The sequence below is a fragment of the Mesobacillus boroniphilus JCM 21738 genome (assembly GCF_000517385.1).
GTDB lineage: Bacteria > Bacillota > Bacilli > Bacillales > Cytobacillaceae > Mesobacillus > Mesobacillus boroniphilus.
Genome location: NZ_BAUW01000084.1, coordinates 1 through 16,600 on the forward strand (window position 1 = coordinate 1; position 16,600 = coordinate 16,600).

The 16,600-nt window shown below is 43.7% G+C and carries 14 protein-coding genes, 1 tRNA gene, 1 other RNA gene, 4 pseudogenes and 1 other annotated feature; of the genes and pseudogenes, 13 read left to right on the plus strand and 7 right to left on the minus strand.

Annotated elements, in window-relative coordinates; translation table 11 throughout:
* Positions 1-297: 297 nt before the first annotated feature.
* Positions 298-420 carry a hypothetical protein gene (locus JCM21738_RS26840; protein ID WP_023613358.1) on the minus strand — a complete coding sequence of 41 codons (123 nt, stop codon included), beginning with the start codon at positions 418-420 and terminating at the stop codon, positions 298-300.
* Between the two features lie 100 nt (positions 421-520).
* Complete coding sequence (locus JCM21738_RS17570) at positions 521-1,402, minus strand: YaaC family protein (RefSeq protein ID WP_081742157.1); 882 nt, start codon at positions 1,400-1,402, stop codon at positions 521-523.
* 180 nt (positions 1,403-1,582) lie between these two features.
* Here JCM21738_RS17570 and guaB point away from each other — a divergent pair, with 180 nt between their 5' ends.
* The 5 genes and pseudogenes from guaB to serS all read left to right on the plus strand — a co-directional run bounded on the left by guaB (position 1,583) and on the right by serS (position 7,864).
* On the plus strand, positions 1,583-3,049 hold the full coding sequence (gene guaB, locus JCM21738_RS17575) for an IMP dehydrogenase (RefSeq protein ID WP_023613356.1): 1,467 nt from the start codon (positions 1,583-1,585) through the stop codon (positions 3,047-3,049).
* 232 nt (positions 3,050-3,281) lie between these two features.
* On the plus strand, positions 3,282-4,586 hold the full coding sequence (locus JCM21738_RS17580) for a serine hydrolase (RefSeq protein ID WP_051391316.1): 1,305 nt from the start codon (positions 3,282-3,284) through the stop codon (positions 4,584-4,586).
* 166 nt (positions 4,587-4,752) lie between these two features.
* Positions 4,753-5,633 (plus strand): annotated as a pseudogene (gene pdxS / locus JCM21738_RS17585) (pyridoxal 5'-phosphate synthase lyase subunit PdxS).
* Positions 5,634-5,643: 10 nt separating this feature from the next.
* Positions 5,644-6,234, plus strand: coding sequence for a pyridoxal 5'-phosphate synthase glutaminase subunit PdxT (pdxT, locus tag JCM21738_RS17590; protein WP_023613353.1), 591 nt, complete (start codon positions 5,644-5,646; stop codon positions 6,232-6,234).
* Between the two features lie 54 nt (positions 6,235-6,288).
* Positions 6,289-6,505, plus strand: a binding site (T-box leader).
* A 78-nt stretch (positions 6,506-6,583) separates the two neighbouring features.
* Entirely contained in the window at positions 6,584-7,864 is a 1,281-nt protein-coding gene (gene serS, locus JCM21738_RS17595; RefSeq protein ID WP_023613352.1) for a serine--tRNA ligase, read from the plus strand.
* A gap of 38 nt (positions 7,865-7,902) precedes the next feature.
* On the opposite strand, the gene JCM21738_RS26845 is transcribed toward serS, so the two are convergent.
* Positions 7,903-8,037, minus strand: a complete 135-nt coding sequence (locus JCM21738_RS26845) for a hypothetical protein (protein ID WP_256360211.1) — start codon at positions 8,035-8,037, stop codon at positions 7,903-7,905.
* Positions 8,038-8,108: 71 nt separating this feature from the next.
* On the opposite strand from JCM21738_RS26845, the gene JCM21738_RS17600 reads away from it, so the two are divergent.
* Positions 8,109-8,201: transfer RNA gene (locus tag JCM21738_RS17600), tRNA-Ser, on the plus strand.
* Positions 8,202-8,430: 229 nt separating this feature from the next.
* On the opposite strand, the gene JCM21738_RS17605 is transcribed toward JCM21738_RS17600, so the two are convergent.
* From JCM21738_RS17605 to JCM21738_RS17620, 4 genes and pseudogenes are all read right to left on the minus strand, one after another.
* Positions 8,431-9,099 carry a deoxynucleoside kinase gene (locus JCM21738_RS17605; protein WP_023613351.1) on the minus strand — a complete coding sequence of 223 codons (669 nt, stop codon included), beginning with the start codon at positions 9,097-9,099 and terminating at the stop codon, positions 8,431-8,433.
* The gene (locus JCM21738_RS17610) at positions 9,096-9,737 is read right to left on the minus strand and encodes a deoxynucleoside kinase (RefSeq protein WP_023613350.1); all 642 of its coding nucleotides are present in this window, start codon (positions 9,735-9,737) and stop codon (positions 9,096-9,098) included. Before JCM21738_RS17610 ends, JCM21738_RS17605 begins: the two co-directional genes overlap by 4 nt.
* 202 nt (positions 9,738-9,939) lie before the next feature.
* A pseudogene (locus JCM21738_RS17615) lies at positions 9,940-11,221 on the minus strand (glycoside hydrolase family 18 protein).
* A gap of 111 nt (positions 11,222-11,332) precedes the next feature.
* Positions 11,333-11,823: pseudogene (locus tag JCM21738_RS17620) on the minus strand (cysteine hydrolase family protein); the annotation flags it as partial.
* A 92-nt stretch (positions 11,824-11,915) separates the two neighbouring features.
* Here JCM21738_RS17620 and tadA point away from each other — a divergent pair.
* From tadA to JCM21738_RS17650, 7 genes and pseudogenes are all read left to right on the plus strand, one after another.
* The gene (tadA, locus tag JCM21738_RS17625; RefSeq protein WP_023613347.1) at positions 11,916-12,446 is read left to right on the plus strand and encodes a tRNA adenosine(34) deaminase TadA; all 531 of its coding nucleotides are present in this window, start codon (positions 11,916-11,918) and stop codon (positions 12,444-12,446) included.
* Positions 12,447-12,522: 76 nt separating this feature from the next.
* An RNA gene (gene ffs, locus JCM21738_RS23520) (signal recognition particle sRNA large type) lies at positions 12,523-12,787 on the plus strand.
* Between the two features lie 503 nt (positions 12,788-13,290).
* Positions 13,291-14,978 (plus strand): annotated as a pseudogene (dnaX, locus tag JCM21738_RS17630) (DNA polymerase III subunit gamma/tau).
* A 17-nt stretch (positions 14,979-14,995) separates the two neighbouring features.
* On the plus strand, positions 14,996-15,322 hold the full coding sequence (locus JCM21738_RS17635) for a YbaB/EbfC family nucleoid-associated protein (protein WP_023613345.1): 327 nt from the start codon (positions 14,996-14,998) through the stop codon (positions 15,320-15,322).
* 15 nt (positions 15,323-15,337) lie between these two features.
* Positions 15,338-15,934, plus strand: a complete 597-nt coding sequence (gene recR / locus JCM21738_RS17640) for a recombination mediator RecR (protein ID WP_023613344.1) — start codon at positions 15,338-15,340, stop codon at positions 15,932-15,934.
* Between the two features lie 37 nt (positions 15,935-15,971).
* The gene (locus JCM21738_RS17645) at positions 15,972-16,193 is read left to right on the plus strand and encodes a YaaL family protein (protein ID WP_023613343.1); all 222 of its coding nucleotides are present in this window, start codon (positions 15,972-15,974) and stop codon (positions 16,191-16,193) included.
* 80 nt (positions 16,194-16,273) lie between these two features.
* Positions 16,274-16,537, plus strand: coding sequence for a pro-sigmaK processing inhibitor BofA family protein (locus JCM21738_RS17650; protein WP_023613342.1), 264 nt, complete (start codon positions 16,274-16,276; stop codon positions 16,535-16,537).
* The last annotated feature ends 63 nt before the right edge of the window (positions 16,538-16,600 follow it).

Genomic DNA, 16,600 nt, shown 5'->3' on the forward strand with positions numbered 1-16,600 from the left:
AATTCGGTCCAATCTATAGATGCGTTTTCAATCAAAGTTTGCAAGACGTTGCAGCAACTGATCTAACCTGAGATGCCTTATGACAAGTTTAGAGATGAAGGATGCAAAGTGGTGCACCTTCAGACAGGTTTGGAGAGAAAGCAGGAAAAGCTGTCAAAAAAGAGGTAACTTCAGACAGGTTTGGAGGAAAAACTGAAAAAGCTGTCCGAAATAGATTCCTATAAACTAAAAGTACCTTTTTCCATTAGCTTCATACAACAAAAACCCTCTGATCAGTTCAGAGGGTTTTGAGATTTACTATTTCTTTTTCTTCCCAAGAGATTGCAATTGGTCCATTACCTTCGCGCGTGACTTTTGATCTTTTAGCAAGTATGCTGTACCTAGAGCAACAGTTGTCATCATTAGTTTTTTTCTATCCATATTAAAACCTCCTCGGTTATTACATGTATTTGAAATTCCCGATATTGTATTATCTAAACATTCTCCTTTCCGCTGTAATGGCTTTCAACCCTTGGTATTATTACTTATTAATCAGATGCTGGTAAATTAAGTAAGGTACCTTTTTCAATGTTGATTTTAAAAAGGACTGAATCAATGGATAGTCTTCATTGGGCATCATCTTGATTAACTCACTCCACCATTCTGTTTCATAGCGCGCGATCATCCCAAGATTATATAACACTAGGTAGTGCAGCAGCAGTTCTGGAAAAAGAAATAAATCGCCTTTCTTTATTGGAAATACATAATGCTGCTCTTCAAGATTATATTTTAATGGGAGAGGTTCTGAGGCTTCGCTTAGGTTTGCTTCAAATCTGATATGGTTGGGATCCTCAACAAAAGAAACAGGAATAGAGGATTTAGCCTGAAAGAATTCCTTAAAGCGGTTCTCAGTCATATGGAATTGATCGATTATAGATTTTGGCAGCGAAAAACCTGACTCGGCAGCTGTGACAACTTCGAAAATTTGTTTTCCTCTTAGTTCAGAATAGATGCCGGACAATTCTGGGATCAGCTCCAATAAATTACCCATTGTTGCTTTTTCGCCTTCCAATTGTTTCATGTGGAACATTTTTTCTGCCATAAGAGAGAATAATCCATTCTTCTGGAATTTTACTTCATCATCCGTAAAGCTGTACTGTTGTTTTTTTCGTTTTCTTGTTGACACTCCGTGAGCAAGAACAGAAGTGGTTTCTGGGTAATCAGGTTCAACTGTCAGGATACATGCTTTTATTAGATGGACAAGTCCGTAAAAGAGCAGGATTGGCTGGATGGCCAGCGGAGACTTTTCTGCCTGTTCGTAGTAAAGCTTCCCATGTTCGAGATAATACATAAAGGGATAACAGTTTTCGAAGCTTTTCATGTCAGGCTGGTCGAAGTTGATTTTACGGTAGCATTTTTTCAGATAGGCTTGTGAATACTCTGCTGAAAAAAGAGAGTGTAACTATTCCATTCCTTATAAGACGTAGACACATGAAAAACCTCCAAGTTATTTGAAAAGTCGGACAAATAATAACCTTCTTGACAGTATTTTAACCAATTGATAACCTACAAATAATATTTTCTTAAAGGAGGTCATTTTACTATGTGGGAAAGTAAATTTGCGAAAGAAGGATTAACGTTTGATGATGTGCTGTTAGTGCCTGCCAAATCCGAGGTGCTGCCAAAGGATGTGAGCCTGAAGGTCAATCTGACGGAGACTTTGAGATTGAATATTCCAATCATCAGTGCCGGCATGGATACGGTAACAGAATCTGAACTAGCCATTTCAATTGCCAGGCAGGGCGGACTTGGCATTATCCATAAAAACATGTCCATCGAGCAGCAGGCTGACCAGGTTGATAAAGTAAAACGTTCTGAAAGTGGAGTCATTACTGATCCGTTCTTTTTAACTCCTGAGCATCAGGTATTTGATGCTGAACATTTGATGGGGAAATACCGCATTTCTGGTGTCCCAATCGTCAATAACGAGAAAGAGCAAAAGCTTGTAGGAATCATAACGAACCGTGATATGCGTTTTATCCAGGATTACTCTATTAAAATCGAAGAAGTCATGACGAAAACGGATTTGGTGACAGCTTCTGTGGGTACTACCCTTGAGAAAGCAGAGAAGATCCTTCAGCGCCATAAGATTGAAAAACTTCCACTAGTAAATGACGAAGGCGTACTGAAAGGGCTCATTACCATCAAGGATATTGAAAAAGTGATTGAGTTCCCGAACTCTTCGAAGGATGCGCAAGGCCGCTTGCTGTGCGGAGCTGCAGTTGGTGTCACAGGAGATACGATGAAACGGGTCGAGATGCTTGTTAAGTCACATGTAGACGTCATTGTTATCGATACAGCGCATGGCCACTCAAAGGGTGTCATTGAAACTGTTAAGCAAATCAGGGAAAGCTACCCGGAACTGAACATTATTGCCGGAAATGTTGCGACTGCAGAGGCGACAAGAGACTTGATCGAGGCAGGGACGGATATTGTCAAGGTAGGCATTGGGCCTGGATCTATCTGTACAACGAGGGTTGTAGCAGGTGTAGGCGTTCCGCAAATTACCGCTGTATATGATTGTGCGACAGAAGCACGCAAGCACGGCAAAGCAATCATTGCAGATGGCGGTATTAAATATTCAGGGGATATCGTCAAAGCTCTTGCTGCGGGTGGGCATGCCGTCATGCTCGGAAGCTTGCTTGCAGGTGTCAGTGAAAGTCCAGGGGAAACTGAAATCTACCAGGGAAGACGCTTTAAAGTATATCGTGGGATGGGCTCGGTTGGGGCAATGGAAAAGGGATCTAAAGACCGTTACTTCCAGGAAGATAATAAGAAGTTCGTTCCGGAAGGCATTGAAGGAAGAATTCCTTATAAAGGTCCTCTTACAGATACAATCTATCAGCTCACAGGCGGTCTTCGCTCAGGTATGGGATACTGCGGCACTGCCAATCTTGAACAATTAAGGGAGAACGCCCAATTCATCAAAATGACTGGTGCAGGACTAAGAGAGAGTCATCCTCATGATGTCCAGATTACGAAGGAAGCACCAAATTACTCAATGAACTAAGTTTCTATTTGGAAAGCAGGCAGGGACTACGACTTTTTTCCTGTATATCAGCTGTTTTTTCCTTATTTTTCAATAGACAGAGTGACTATTCTCTGTCTATTTTTTTCGTTTTTTTTATGGTAAACTAAACGGGTGTGATTTTTTAGATGTCAACAAATATGAAAGTTTCATAGTTATTTTATAAAATTTTGGAGGGAAAGTCGTCTTGAATCGTAAACAGAAACAGCTTTCAATGTTCTTTGCAGCATTCATTTTAACGATTACAACAATGTTTTCTGGATTTTCAATGGAAGCAGAAGCAGCAGAGGGCCAGTTAGGAATCGATGCTGAAGCGGCCATGCTGATTGACGCGGATACAGGAAGAGTTTTATATGAGAAAAATTCAGATGTCGTCCTTGGCGTTGCGTCAATGGCAAAAATGATGACTGAATATATGGTGCTCGAAGCGGTCAAAGAAGGAAAGCTTAAGTGGGACCAGAAGGTAAAAATCAATGAGTATGTCCACAAGCTATCTGCTGCACCTGGTCTTTCCAATGTTGGTCTGACTCAAGGCGAGGATTATACAGTCAAAGAATTATATGAAGCAATGGCCATCCACTCAGGGAATGCTGCGACTGTCGCACTTGCAGAGGTTCTTTCGGGAACTGAGAAGAACCATGTTGAAAAGATGAATAAGAAAGCTGCTGAGCTTGGCTTGCAAGATTACAAATTCGTCAACTCATCAGGGTTGAATAACTCTGATTTGCTGGGTAACCATCCTGCAGGCAACCCGGATGAAGAGAACGTAATGTCTGCGCGTTCACTGGCGAAACTGGCTTACCGCTTGTTGAACGATTACCCAGAGGTTCTGGATACAGCAAAAATGCCATCTTTGAAATTCCGTGACGGACGTGAATATAAGAACTTTAACTGGATGCTTCATGGCCTTATCTACGAGTATGATGGTATAGACGGTTTAAAAACAGGTTCGACTGATTTTGCAGGATATGGATTTACTGCTACTGCAATGAGAAATGACCAGAGATTCATTTCTGTTATCATGAAGGCAGACTCTAAGGACAGCCGTTTTTCGGAAACGCGTAAAATCCTTGATTTTGCTTTTAGTAATTTTACAGAAGAGGAACTTGTAAAAGAGAATCATCAAATTAAAGGCAAGAAAAACCTTCCGGTAACGAAAGGGAAAGAAGACAGCGTTAAGATTCAGTCGAAAGATGCCATTACAATGACGATCAGAAATGGTGAAAAGGATGAATATGAACCGGTTCTCGTACTGGATAAAAAGAAGCTGAATGAAAATGGCGAACTGACTGCTCCTATTAAAAAAGGTGAACAGGTCGGCTATATGACTGTTAAGTCCAAAAAGGATGAGAACATCAGCTTTTTAACTGAAGATGGACTAAAGCAAATCCAGATTCCAGTTGTCGCAGCTGAAAGTGTCGAAAAAGCGAACTGGTTCGTGCTGATGATGCGCGGTATCGGCGGTTTCTTTGGAGACCTATTTGGAGGAGTTGCTGACACAGTTAAGGGTTGGTTTTAATTAAGTTGCAATATAAAGAATATTTGGTTTCCTGCCTTGACAGGAAACCTTTTTTATTGTTTATTTTCAATAGGGATAACTAAATTCCAACTAAATAAGTCTGGTTTTTCAGTTATTTTCAAGTGCTTACATAGTAATCCTTTTACAGGGACAAGGGGGAAAAACAATGAAGACAGGTACTGATCGAGTTAAACGCGGTATGGCAGAAATGCAAAAGGGCGGCGTCATCATGGACGTTGTTAACGCTGAGCAGGCGAAAATCGCTGAAGAGGCCGGCGCAGTTGCCGTAATGGCCCTGGAACGTGTTCCGTCGGATATCCGCGCGACAGGCGGCGTAGCAAGAATGGCTGACCCACGTATCACTGAAGAGGTAATGGGTGCTGTCACAATTCCCGTTATGGCAAAAGCACGAATCGGCCACATCGTAGAAGCACGCGTGCTTGAAGCGATGGGTGTTGATTATATCGATGAGAGTGAAGTTCTGACTCCGGCTGATGAAGAATTCCACTTGAATAAAAGAGATTATACAGTACCATTCGTATGCGGTTGCCGTGACCTTGGCGAAGCAGCGAGAAGGATCGGCGAAGGAGCTTCCATGCTTCGTACCAAGGGAGAGCCCGGCACAGGCAACATCGTCGAGCTGTACGCCATATTCGCAAGGTAAATGCCCAGGTGCGCAAAGTAGTCGCAATGGATATGGATGAGCTTATGACTGAGGCCAAGCTTCTTGGTGCTCCATATGAGCTTCTGCTGGAAATCAAGAAGCTTGGACGCCTTCCAGTCGTGAACTTTGCTGCCGGCGGAGTGGCTACTCCAGCAGACGCGGCATTAATGATGCAGCTAGGTGCAGACGGAGTATTTGTAGGCTCTGGTATCTTCAAATCCGATAATCCTGCGAAGTTTGCGAAGGCGATTGTTGAAGCGACGACTCATTATCAGGATTACGAACTGATTGCGAACATTTCGAAAGGTCTTGGCATCCCGATGAAGGGTATGGAAATTTCATCATTGGCACCTGAAGCCCGCATGCAGGACCGCGGCTGGTAAGGGGGTTGCTATGGCGAAAATAGGAGTACTTGGCCTTCAGGGGGCTGTACGAGAGCATCTATGGGCTATTGAAGCATCTGGGGCTGAAGGTACGATCATTAAGCGTCCAGAAGAGCTTGCAGATGTCGATGGCCTGATCATTCCGGGCGGTGAAAGCACTGCAATCCGACGTCTTATTGATAAGTATGGCTTCATGGAAGAGTTAAAGAAGTTCGCTGCTGATGGTAAGCCGATGTTCGGAACCTGTGCCGGATTGATATTGCTTGCGAATGATCTAGTTGGCTATGATGCCCCGCATATCGGTGTCATGGATGTGAAAGTGGAGCGTAACTCATTTGGACGGCAGCGGGAAAGCTTTGAAGCTGACATCACTATTGCAGGAGTGGCTGATAATTTCTCAGCAGTTTTCATTAGGGCGCCTCATATTGTGGAAGCTGGCGAGAATGTCGAAGTGCTGGCCAAGCATAATGACAGGATTGTTGCTGCTCGTGATGGACAATTCCTAGGCTGTTCCTTCCATCCTGAATTGACGGATGATTATCGACTCATGAACTATTTTGTAAAAATGGTCGAAGAGACAAAGAGTAAAAATTTTGCATAAACCGCTTGCATGCTGAACATAATTGTAGTAAATTATGTATTAAAATTTGATAGTAAAAAAGCTATGAGAGGGAATAGTAGCTTGTGTCCATTCCAAAGAGAGCCGGTGGTTGGTGTGAACCGGTGTCTGGAACAAATGAATCCGCCCTCGAGCAGAGTATGGAACGCCTGATTGGCAAGTAAATACTTTCGGTAAAAACCGTTATTTTATGAGTGGAAGGCATTTTTGCTTTCAACTAGGGTGGCAACGCGGGTTAACTCTCGTCCCTTTTTGGGGACGGGAGTTTTTTATTTTATCAAGGACTTTTTTACTTCAGGAAAAGATTCTTATAAAAAGGGAGGAAATCGCAGTGTTAGACGTAAAGTATTTGAGAGCGAATTTTGAAGAAGTAAAACAAAAGCTTCAGCACCGTGGCGAAGACATGACTGACTTCAGCAAGTTTGAGGATCTGGATGTGAGGCGCAGGGAACTGATTCTCGATGCTGAACAGCTGAAAAGCAGAAGAAATGAAGTGTCCCAGCAGGTTGCGCAGTTGAAGCGTGAAAAGCAGGACGCTGACCACTTGATTGCTGAAATGCGTGAGGTTGGCGATAAGATCAAGGTGTTGGATGACCAGTTGCGTGAAGTTGAGGAAGAACTGGAAGCCTTGATGCTCAGCATTCCGAATATCCCTCATGAAAGTGTTCCTGTCGGAGAAACGGAAGATGATAATGTAGAGGTTCGCAAATGGGGAGAAATCCGTGAGTTTGAATTCGAGGCGAAGCCGCACTGGGATATCGCAGACCATTTGAAAATCCTTGATTTTGAACGCGCTGGAAAAGTAACCGGCAGCCGTTTTGTATTTTACAAGGGTTTAGGAGCTCGTCTTGAGCGCGCTTTGATGAGCTTCATGCTGGACCTTCATGTCGACGAGCATGGCTACACAGAAGTTCTTCCGCCATACATGGTCAACCGTGCAAGCATGATAGGGACAGGCCAGCTTCCTAAGTTTGAAGAAGATGCGTTCCGAATCGAGAGCGAGGATTATTTCTTGATTCCGACAGCTGAGGTTCCTGTTACAAATATGCACCGCGATGAGATCCTGACTGCAGATGAGCTTCCGATTAATTATGCAGCTTACAGCGCATGCTTCCGTTCTGAAGCAGGATCTGCGGGAAGAGATACTCGCGGTTTGATCCGTCAGCACCAGTTCAACAAAGTCGAGCTTGTTAAATTTGTAAAACCAGAAGATTCTTATGAAGAGCTCGAGAAACTCACCGGACACGCTGAAAAAGTCCTGCAGCTGCTTCGTCTTCCTTATCGCGTGTTGAGCATGTGCTCAGCGGATCTTGGGTTCACAGCTGCCAAGAAGTATGATATTGAAGTCTGGATTCCAAGCTATGGCACTTACAGGGAAATTTCTTCTTGCAGTAACTTTGAAGGTTTCCAGGCTAGGCGTGCGAATATCCGCTTCCGCCGTGAAGCTAAGGCTAAACCAGAGCATGTGCACACACTGAACGGATCAGGTCTTGCGATTGGCCGTACAGTAGCCGCAATCCTGGAAAATTACCAGCAGGCTGATGGAAGTGTCATCATACCTGAAGCATTGCGTCCGTACATGGGCAACAGGGAAGTTATTGCTCCTAAATAATATATAAAAGTTTTAATTTTTTGTAGTAGGATTAGTGTCTAGCTCCAGCGCCTAGCCCCTCGAGCCGCTTTGGTCCTGCCAATGAAGTCAAAGAACGACTTCACTGGTCGGCCCTCCAGCGCTTGTCGGGGCTGAACGAGGCGCTTGCGCTTTTTGTTCTTGGGCAGGATCAAACATCCTGCCCAAAAAATTCAAAAGAAGTGTTGACTCGAATTTGAATACATGATATTATATTTCTTGTCTCGGAGGTATACCCAAGTCCGGCTGAAGGGATCGGTCTTGAAAACCGACAGGCGGGTAACACCGCGCGGGGGTTCGAATCCCTCTACCTCCTCCATAATTTTAATCTTAAAGCATTAACGCATAAAACAATTTGGAGATTGTGTAAAGAAACCCGTTACGGATGTAGCGGGTTTTTTTATATCCTTTTTTTGGAAAGCTTATAGGAAAGTTCTATAAGCTCATTTGGAGGGTTTTCACTTGATTTGGTCTTATAGAATCGTCCACATAACGATAGTGGATCAAACTGCAGTATTTAGAAAACAAAAAACCGCCAAATGGCGGTTTTATTTTTTCAACAATTGAGTCTGCCTAATATGTGTAGCAATCTTTTCAACGATTGGTTCAATTGATTCCGGGTTATTGAACAAATCATAATCATTGATATTCAAACGCAGGACAGGGCATGCGTTGAAGTTATTGATCCAGTTCTCATAACGTCCGTGCATTTCTTCCCAATACGTGATTGGCGTCTGCTGTTCCATCGGACGTCCTCTTAGCTTGATGCGTTCAAGAATATCGTCAATTGAACCCTCGAGGTAGATAAGCAAATCGGGATGCGGGAAGTATGGAGTCATAACCATTGCTTCAAAAAGGCTTTTGTATGTTTCATAGTCCACAGGGGACATAGTGCCTTTTTCATAATGCATTTTAGCGAAGATGCCTGTATCTTCATAGATGGAACGGTCCTGAATAAAGCCGCCGCCGTATTCGAAAATCCTTTTTTGTTCCTTGAATCGCTCTGCAAGGAAGTAGATTTGCAGGTGGAAGCTCCAGCGTTCGAAATCTGCATAGAATTTATCGAGGTATGGGTTTGTATCTACTTTTTCAAAGGATGTACGGAACTGAAGGGCATCCGCCAGGGCATTCGTCATAGTGGATTTGCCGACTCCCACAGTACCGGCAATCGTGATGACCGCATTAGCTGGGATATCGTATTTTGTTCTTAAATTCATGGTTGTACGCTCCTTTTTCTTAATGATGCGGTTAGTTGGTCAATGATCAGCTGAAGATCTTCTTCATTTTTAACGAAATCCAGTTCATCGCCGCTGAAACGTAGGACTGGAATCTCAGGGTGGTCTTGCTCGAATTGAAGCATTGCTTGTTCATAATCAAGAGATAATTGCTCTAAATATAAAGGGCTGATATTTTTTTCGACTTCGCGGCCGCGCATCTTAATGCGCTTCAGCAATGTATCGAGACTTGCATTCAAGTAAATGATGACATTCGGCTTAGGCATATCTTTTGTCAGGATTTGATATATATCTAGGTATTTTTTATACTCCTGATCATTTAAGGTGCGCTGTGCGAAAATGATGTTCTTCATGATATGGTAATCAGCAACGACAGACTTGTTTTTGCTGAGGTAATGTTCATTAATATCTCCAAGCTGCTTATATCGATTGCAGAGGAAAAACATTTCTGTCTGGAAACTCCATTCTTCTATGTTATCGTAAAACTTCCCCAAAAATGGATTCTCATCGACAATTTCCTTTAAAAGTGCAAATTGAAACCGTTCGGAAATGGCCCGGGCCAGTGACGTTTTCCCAATACCGATCGGTCCTTCAACCGTTATAAAAGGTGTTCCTTCCACAACATGTCCTCCCTATCTGTTGTATCTATCTCTTTTTTACATTTCTGTCAGTTAAATCACGCAAAGTCCATTTTATCACACCACTATATGATATGGGTAAGGAATATTAAGAGGCAATTTTAGCAAAAAAAAGAGACAGCCGCAGAAATACTGCGCCTGTCATATATTATTGGAATTTGTAAAACTATTTTAACAGAAAATTTCATCTTTTTACGACATTGAAGTTATCCTGGATGAGCAGCCAGTTTTGCGGGAAGGACAGTCCGAGCTTCCAGTAGCTCATCCCCCTTAGGTTCAGTTCTTTTATCAAATCAAATTTTGCCTGGATCGACCTTGCGTCCTCAAACCAGACTTCATGCTGCTTTCCATCTGACGCTGTATATCGGAAAGTTGGCGCCTGAGACCTTGTATTGTACTGGATTGGCACATTATTATCAGCTGCGATCTGAATGGCCTGCTGTGGACTGACGGCCCTGGCAATCGTACCCTGAACAAATGGGAGAGTCCAATCATAGCCATAAAGATTCTGGCCCATTATGACTTTTTGTGATGGCATTTCACTGACAGCATACTCTAAAACCTCACGAACAGGGCCAATCGGCGATACTGCCTGTGCAGGTCCGCCGCTATAACCCCATTCATATGTCATGATGACGACAAAATCAACAATCTCTCCATGTGCTTTGTAGTCGTGTGCAGTATACCAAGGCCCTGTTTGAGCTGCACTCGTTTTTGGGGCGAGAGCGGTGGAAATAAACCAGCCTTCCTGTTTAAAACGATCCCGTGCCTTTCTCAGGAAGGTATTATAGGCTTCACGGTCTTCTGGACGAAGGAATTCAAAATCGAAATGGATATCTCGGAATCCGTACTTTTTAGCAGCCGTAACAATATTGTTCAGGAATTTGTCCTGTACAGCGATATCATTCAGGATAATCCGGCCAAGCTCATTACTAAACTGGTCGTTCTCCTGGTTGGTGATGACCATCATCAATATATTGTTGTTTGCCTCAGCTATCGCTGGGAAATTGTTCAGCAGCGGTTCCTTCAGAGAGCCATCACGCAAGGCCTGGAAGCTGAACGGCGCAAGATATGTTAAATAAGGCGCAGCTCCCGTGCCGCTGTTTCCAGTGCAGGCGCAACTGTGTTCCCGCGTGGTTCTACGTACGCATTGAATTCACCATTTGTTTTAGGCCGCTGCGGAATATAAAGGCGGAAACCGACTGACAATGGCTGGTTTACCGAGATTCCGTTGATCCTCGCGAGTTCCTGCGGGGTGATTCCGAACCTACTCGAAATAGCCCAGAGCTATCGCCTGGCTGGACAAAATAAAAGCTTCCGACAATCGGGATGACCATCGCCTGGCCGACCACAAGATTATTAGGGTTAGGCAGTTCATTCGCCTCGGCTATATCCGCAACAGATGACCCGTAAACTTGAGCAATCTGTGTCAAAGTCTGTCCTTTCTGTACCACATGAATTTGCATCTTCTTCCCTCCCTGGCATTTTAGCGCTACAACCATTGTATGAAGGAAGAAAATACAGTATGTTATAAATCTAGCTCTCCTGAAGGCCTTGTTTCGGCGGACAGGACGTTTTTTCATCATTGTCAGTGCGTATTTATTATCTTGTTCATCATTGGAGGCAATGAAGTCCTCCGGGATGATTAGTTTGTATTCTCGCATATAGGCATCATTCGCAGTGAAAAGCACGCAAATATTGCCTGCAATCCCCGCCAGGACCAAGGTGTCCACCTTCAGTTGCTGAAGCAGGTATGAAGTGCCGTTCCATAAAAGGCAGAATGCTTTGGTTTGATCAGGAAATAGTCCTTATTCTTTTTAGGAGCGAGTTTTTTAATGATTTCTTCGCTCATTTCATTTGAACAATAATCCATGATTTTTTCAAAATCTGCCTGCCATAGATTATAATGGTCATTAATATAGACAACAGGCATGTCTTTTTCATTGAAAGATTTCTTTAATGTTAAAATTGGATCGATGATTTTTTTGGTATTTTTCGCGAGGTCTTCCCCGGCATCAAAATTGAAATCATTGATCATATCGATAATTAATAGAGCAGTCTTTGGCATAAATAATCCTCTCCTTATCCTTTATATTTTTACCGGTGGGGGATTATTAAACCAGTTGGAAATAACTATTACTATTTTTAGCGGAGGGAAAGATGGAAGCTCAACTTACCCAGGATGAACGATATATGCTTGAGGCGATTGAAGAAGCGAAAAAAGCAGGGCAGATGGATGAGGTGCCGATTGGTGCTGTTATTGTCCTGAATGAAGAGATCATTGCGCACGCTCATAATCTCCGCGAAACGAAGCAAAGCTCCATTGCCCATGCAGAGGTGCTGGCGATCGACCAGGCATGCAAGAAGCTCGGCACCTGGCGACTTGAGGATGCAATCCTCTATGTAACACTGGAACCATGCCCGATGTGCGCGGGGGCAATCATGCTGTCCCGGGTGAAAAGGGTGGTCTACGGAGCAAAGGATCCTAAAGGCGGCTGTGCAGGGACCTTCATGAATATCCTCCAGGATGAGCGCTTCAACCATCAAAGTGAAGTGGTGACAGGCGTGTTGGAAGCAGAATGCGGAGTACTGCTATCCGACTTCTTCAGAAATCTGCGGGAGAAAAAGAAGCTGAAAAAGAAACAGGCAAAAGAGGAACTGGAACAACAGACAGGAATTGACAGGGGATAAGCATTGCTTTTTAGTCCGTGAGTTAGTATACTATGTATGTGTCCTTGAGGCACACCTAAATAAGGTTTCAATTTTGCCGTGCTAGTCGGGGAGGTAGCGGTGCCCTGTACCCGCAATCCGCTCCAGCGGGGATGAATCCCCTCCAGAGGCTGATTTACTGTAGGGTCTGCCTTAAGCAAGTGGTGTTGACGCCCGGGTCCTGCGCAATGGGAATCCATGAACCATGTCAGGTCCGGAAGGAAGCAGCATTAAGTGGACGCTCCTATGTGCCGCAGGGTTGCCTGGGCCGAGCTAACTGCTTAAGTAACGCTTATGGTATTCAGTCGACGGAAGGTGCGCGGCAGTTAAATATGATACATTCAACTCATCTCTTTAGCGGAGATGAGTTTTTTGTCATTTTAAAAAGCTCTTTACTCAAACTTTGCTGCTATTGACTACGAAATAGGATTGAATGACCTATGTTTCTTCACAAAATAAAAGCATATGTATGAGAAAAGAGCTTGCACACTTATTACCGACCTACAAAACGGCTTTTTATCGCGTTAAAATCGGTTTTAGGATTTTAACAACAATCTTAACGAAAACAACCATTAAGAAAAGCGCAAGCGCCTTGTTCAGCCCCGACAAGCGTTGGAGGGCCGACCGGTGAAGTCGCTCTTTGACTTCATCGGGCGGACCGAAACGTCTCGAGGGGCTAGGCGCTGGAGCTAGACACTAATCTAAGTGGATAAATTTATACTTTCATATCCAGTTAAAAAGCTTAAAAACTTCCTTTTGTAAAAGTGAAATTGAAAGTTATTTGCGTTATAATAGATAAGATAATAAAAGGAAGGGAGCGGTGTCATTGGCCTACCAAGCTTTATATCGTGTCTGGCGTCCACAGCAGTTCATTGATGTGGTCGGGCAGGAACATGTCACAACGACACTGCAAAATGCTCTGCTTCAACAAAAAATATCACATGCCTATCTTTTTCCGGCCCGAGGGGGACTGGAAAAACGAGTGCTGCGAAAATTTTGGCAAAAGCGGTTAACTGTGAAAAAGCTCCAACGGCCGAGCCATGCAATGATTGCGATGCCTGCCGTGGAATAACGGATGGATCGATTCCTGATGTCATTGAAATCGATGCCGCTTCCAATAACGGTGTCGAGGAAATCCGGGATATCCGCGATAAGGTAAAATATGCGCCGAACGTCGTGAAGTACAAAGTTTACATCATAGACGAAGTGCATATGCTTTCGATCGGAGCATTTAACGCATTGCTGAAAACACTTGAAGAGCCTCCAAAGCATGTCATCTTTATCCTCGCTACGACTGAGCCCCATAAGATTCCCCTCACTATCATTTCACGATGCCAGCGATTTGATTTTAAGAGGATAACAGCTCAAGCAATCGTCGGCAGGATGAAGCAAATTGTTGAGGAATCTGGAGTGGATTGCGATGATAAGGCCCTGCAGGTCATTTCCAGGGCTGCAGAAGGCGGAATGCGTGATGCCTTAAGTCTGCTTGATCAGGCTATCTCATTCAGTCAGGATACAGTAACAATTGAAGATGCACTCACGGTAACAGGTACCGTATCACAGAATTTTCTGAACCAGCTGGCCAGAGCGATTCATGAACGAAATGCGGCAGCTGGGTTAGAAGCTTTGGAAGAACTGCTTTTACAAGGGAAGGATCCAGCGAGGTTCATAGAGGATTTGATTTTCTTCTATCGCGACATGCTCCTCTACAAGGCAGCCCCTGCTCTGGAGGAATCAATGGAGCGAGTAATGCTGGACGAGGATTTCCAGGAGCTTGCCAATCAGGTTGAACCGGCTAAAATATATGAATTGATTGAAATCTTGAATAAAGCACAGCAAGAAATGCGTTGGACAAACCATCCCCGCATTTTTCTTGAGGTAGCGATTGTCAAGCTATGCCAGCTGGAAAATCAAAATCCGTCCAGCAACAATATTCAGGTAGAACCATTGCTTAGAAGAATCGAGCAGCTCGAGGAAAAACTTGCACAATTCCAGCAGAACCCTGGGATGGCCGCAAGCGAACCGGCTGCGGCTGCTAAAAAAGCGCCTCGTCCAAACCGTAAAGGCTTCCAGGCACCGACCGGAAAGATTAATGAGGTCCTGAAAAGTGCTACCAAGGCAAATCTTCATACAATCAAGGGCCGTTGGGGAGATCTGCTCGAAATGCTTGCTGCGAACCAAATGCGTTCACAGGCTGCATTATTAAATGAAGCGGAACCAGTAGCTGCATCCGATGAGGCAGTCGTGATAAAATTCAAATATGAGATACACTGTCAGATGGCAATGGAAAACACCAGATTTACTGAAATTGTCAGCGGTGCGATGAATGATTACACCGGTAAAAGAATGCAGTTAATTGGTGTGCCGGAAGATCAGTGGCTTAAAATAAGGGAAAACTTTATCAGCCAAAGAGGCGATGGGGCAACAGAAGGCCAAGCTGATGCAACCGAAGACCCGCTGATTGCTGAAGCAAAAAAATTATTTGGCGATGAATTAATACAAATACAAGACTAGTATTGGAGGACGTTAATATGATGCGTGGAATGGGTAATATGCAAAACATGATGAAGCAAATGCAAAAAATGCAAAAGAAAATGGAGGAAGCTCAAGTCCAATTAGGAGAAGAGAAAATTGAAGGTACTGCTGGCGGCGGTATGGTGACAGTCATCGTGACAGGCCATAAGGAAATTGTCGACGTCCAGATCAAGCCGGAAGTTGTAGATCCTGATGATGTCGAAATGCTGCAGGACCTAGTGCTTGCTGCAACGAATGATGCATTGAAAAAAGCAGAAGAACTTTCAAGTAAAACAATGGGACAATTCACAAAAGGGATGAACCTTCCTGGGGGAATGTTCTAGGAGGAATATAATAGAATGCATTATCCTGAACCAATATCAAAGCTGATTGACAGCTTTATGAAATTGCCAGGTATCGGCCCGAAAACGGCCGCTCGTCTGGCTTTTTTCGTATTAAGCATGAAGGAAGAAACTGTTTTGGATTTCGCTAAGGCATTGGTCAACGCGAAGCGCAATCTGACTTATTGCTCTGTCTGTGGCCATATAACCGACCAGGATCCTTGCTATATATGTGAAGACCAGCGCCGGGACCGGAGTGTAATCTGCGTTGTGCAGGATCCTAAGGACGTTATTGCGATGGAAAAGATGAAGGAATTCAATGGTCTTTATCATGTACTTCATGGTGCAATTTCACCTATGGATGGAATAGGACCAGAAGATATCAATATTCCCGACCTATTAAAGAGACTTCAGGATGAAACTGTCGAGGAAGTCATACTAGCAACAAACCCGAATATCGAAGGAGAAGCAACTGCCATGTATATCTCAAGATTGCTGAAGCCGTCAGGAATCAAGATTACAAGGATCGCGCATGGACTGCCGGTCGGCGGGGATCTGGAATATGCGGATGAAGTAACCCTATCTAAAGCATTAGAAGGGCGCCGGGAAGTTTAACTCCATTTATAAGAAGAAACTCTACTGGAGGAGAGTCATGTTATTTCGTAAAAAGAACTGGCTTAGAAAAGAATTCGACCATAAACTATTGGAACAGCTGGACAGCATGAAGAGAAACTGGAATAATCAAAAGCTACTGGTTGAAAGAAGTTTCGATCCATCAGAAGAGTTTATCTCTGAAGCGAAAATTGCCGAGGCCAAATACTTCTTTCTTTTTAAAGAAGCAAAGCACAGGAAAATCACCATTAAGACGAAGTGAGGTTTTTTCCAAACAATAAGGTCTTATTTCGATAACTTGTACATAAAAATGTACAAGACATTGAAGTAAGGGGGAAGAGTATGGATCCTATAGTTGTCATATCGGTCCTAGGTGGATTGATCTTTTTGCTGCTCATTATAGGTGCACCGACAAAACCGCTCCGCTTTATTGGCCAGAGTGCAGTGAAGATCTTAATTGGAGCCATCTTTTTATTTTTTCTTAACGCTTTCGGTACCAGTTTCGGCATATATGTGCCAATCAATATTGCGACCGCAGCAGTCTCCGGTCTGTTAGGAATACCCGGTGTGTTTGCGTTGGTTGCCATTCAGACTTGGATTATATAAAGAAAGAAGGAACGCCGCTTTTTGAAGCGGCGTTTTATTTTTTAATAGGAAATTACACTAGCG

Excerpts from the sequence above, each read along its gene's own strand:
- JCM21738_RS26840 (WP_023613358.1), bottom strand. The coding sequence starts at position 420 with ATGGATAGAAAAAAACTAATGATGACAACTGTTGCTCTAGGTACAGCA.
- guaB (WP_023613356.1), top strand. The coding sequence starts at position 1,583 with ATGTGGGAAAGTAAATTTGCGAAAGAAGGATTAACGTTTGATGATGTG.
- JCM21738_RS17580 (WP_051391316.1), top strand. The coding sequence starts at position 3,282 with ATGTTCTTTGCAGCATTCATTTTAACGATTACAACAATGTTTTCTGGA.
- pdxT (WP_023613353.1), top strand. The coding sequence starts at position 5,644 with ATGGCGAAAATAGGAGTACTTGGCCTTCAGGGGGCTGTACGAGAGCAT.
- JCM21738_RS17605 (WP_023613351.1), bottom strand. The coding sequence starts at position 9,099 with ATGAATTTAAGAACAAAATACGATATCCCAGCTAATGCGGTCATCACG.
- tadA (WP_023613347.1), top strand. The coding sequence starts at position 11,916 with ATGGAAGCTCAACTTACCCAGGATGAACGATATATGCTTGAGGCGATT.
- JCM21738_RS17635 (WP_023613345.1), top strand. The coding sequence starts at position 14,996 with ATGATGCGTGGAATGGGTAATATGCAAAACATGATGAAGCAAATGCAA.
- recR (WP_023613344.1), top strand. The coding sequence starts at position 15,338 with ATGCATTATCCTGAACCAATATCAAAGCTGATTGACAGCTTTATGAAA.
- JCM21738_RS17645 (WP_023613343.1), top strand. The coding sequence starts at position 15,972 with ATGTTATTTCGTAAAAAGAACTGGCTTAGAAAAGAATTCGACCATAAA.
- JCM21738_RS17650 (WP_023613342.1), top strand. The coding sequence starts at position 16,274 with ATGGATCCTATAGTTGTCATATCGGTCCTAGGTGGATTGATCTTTTTG.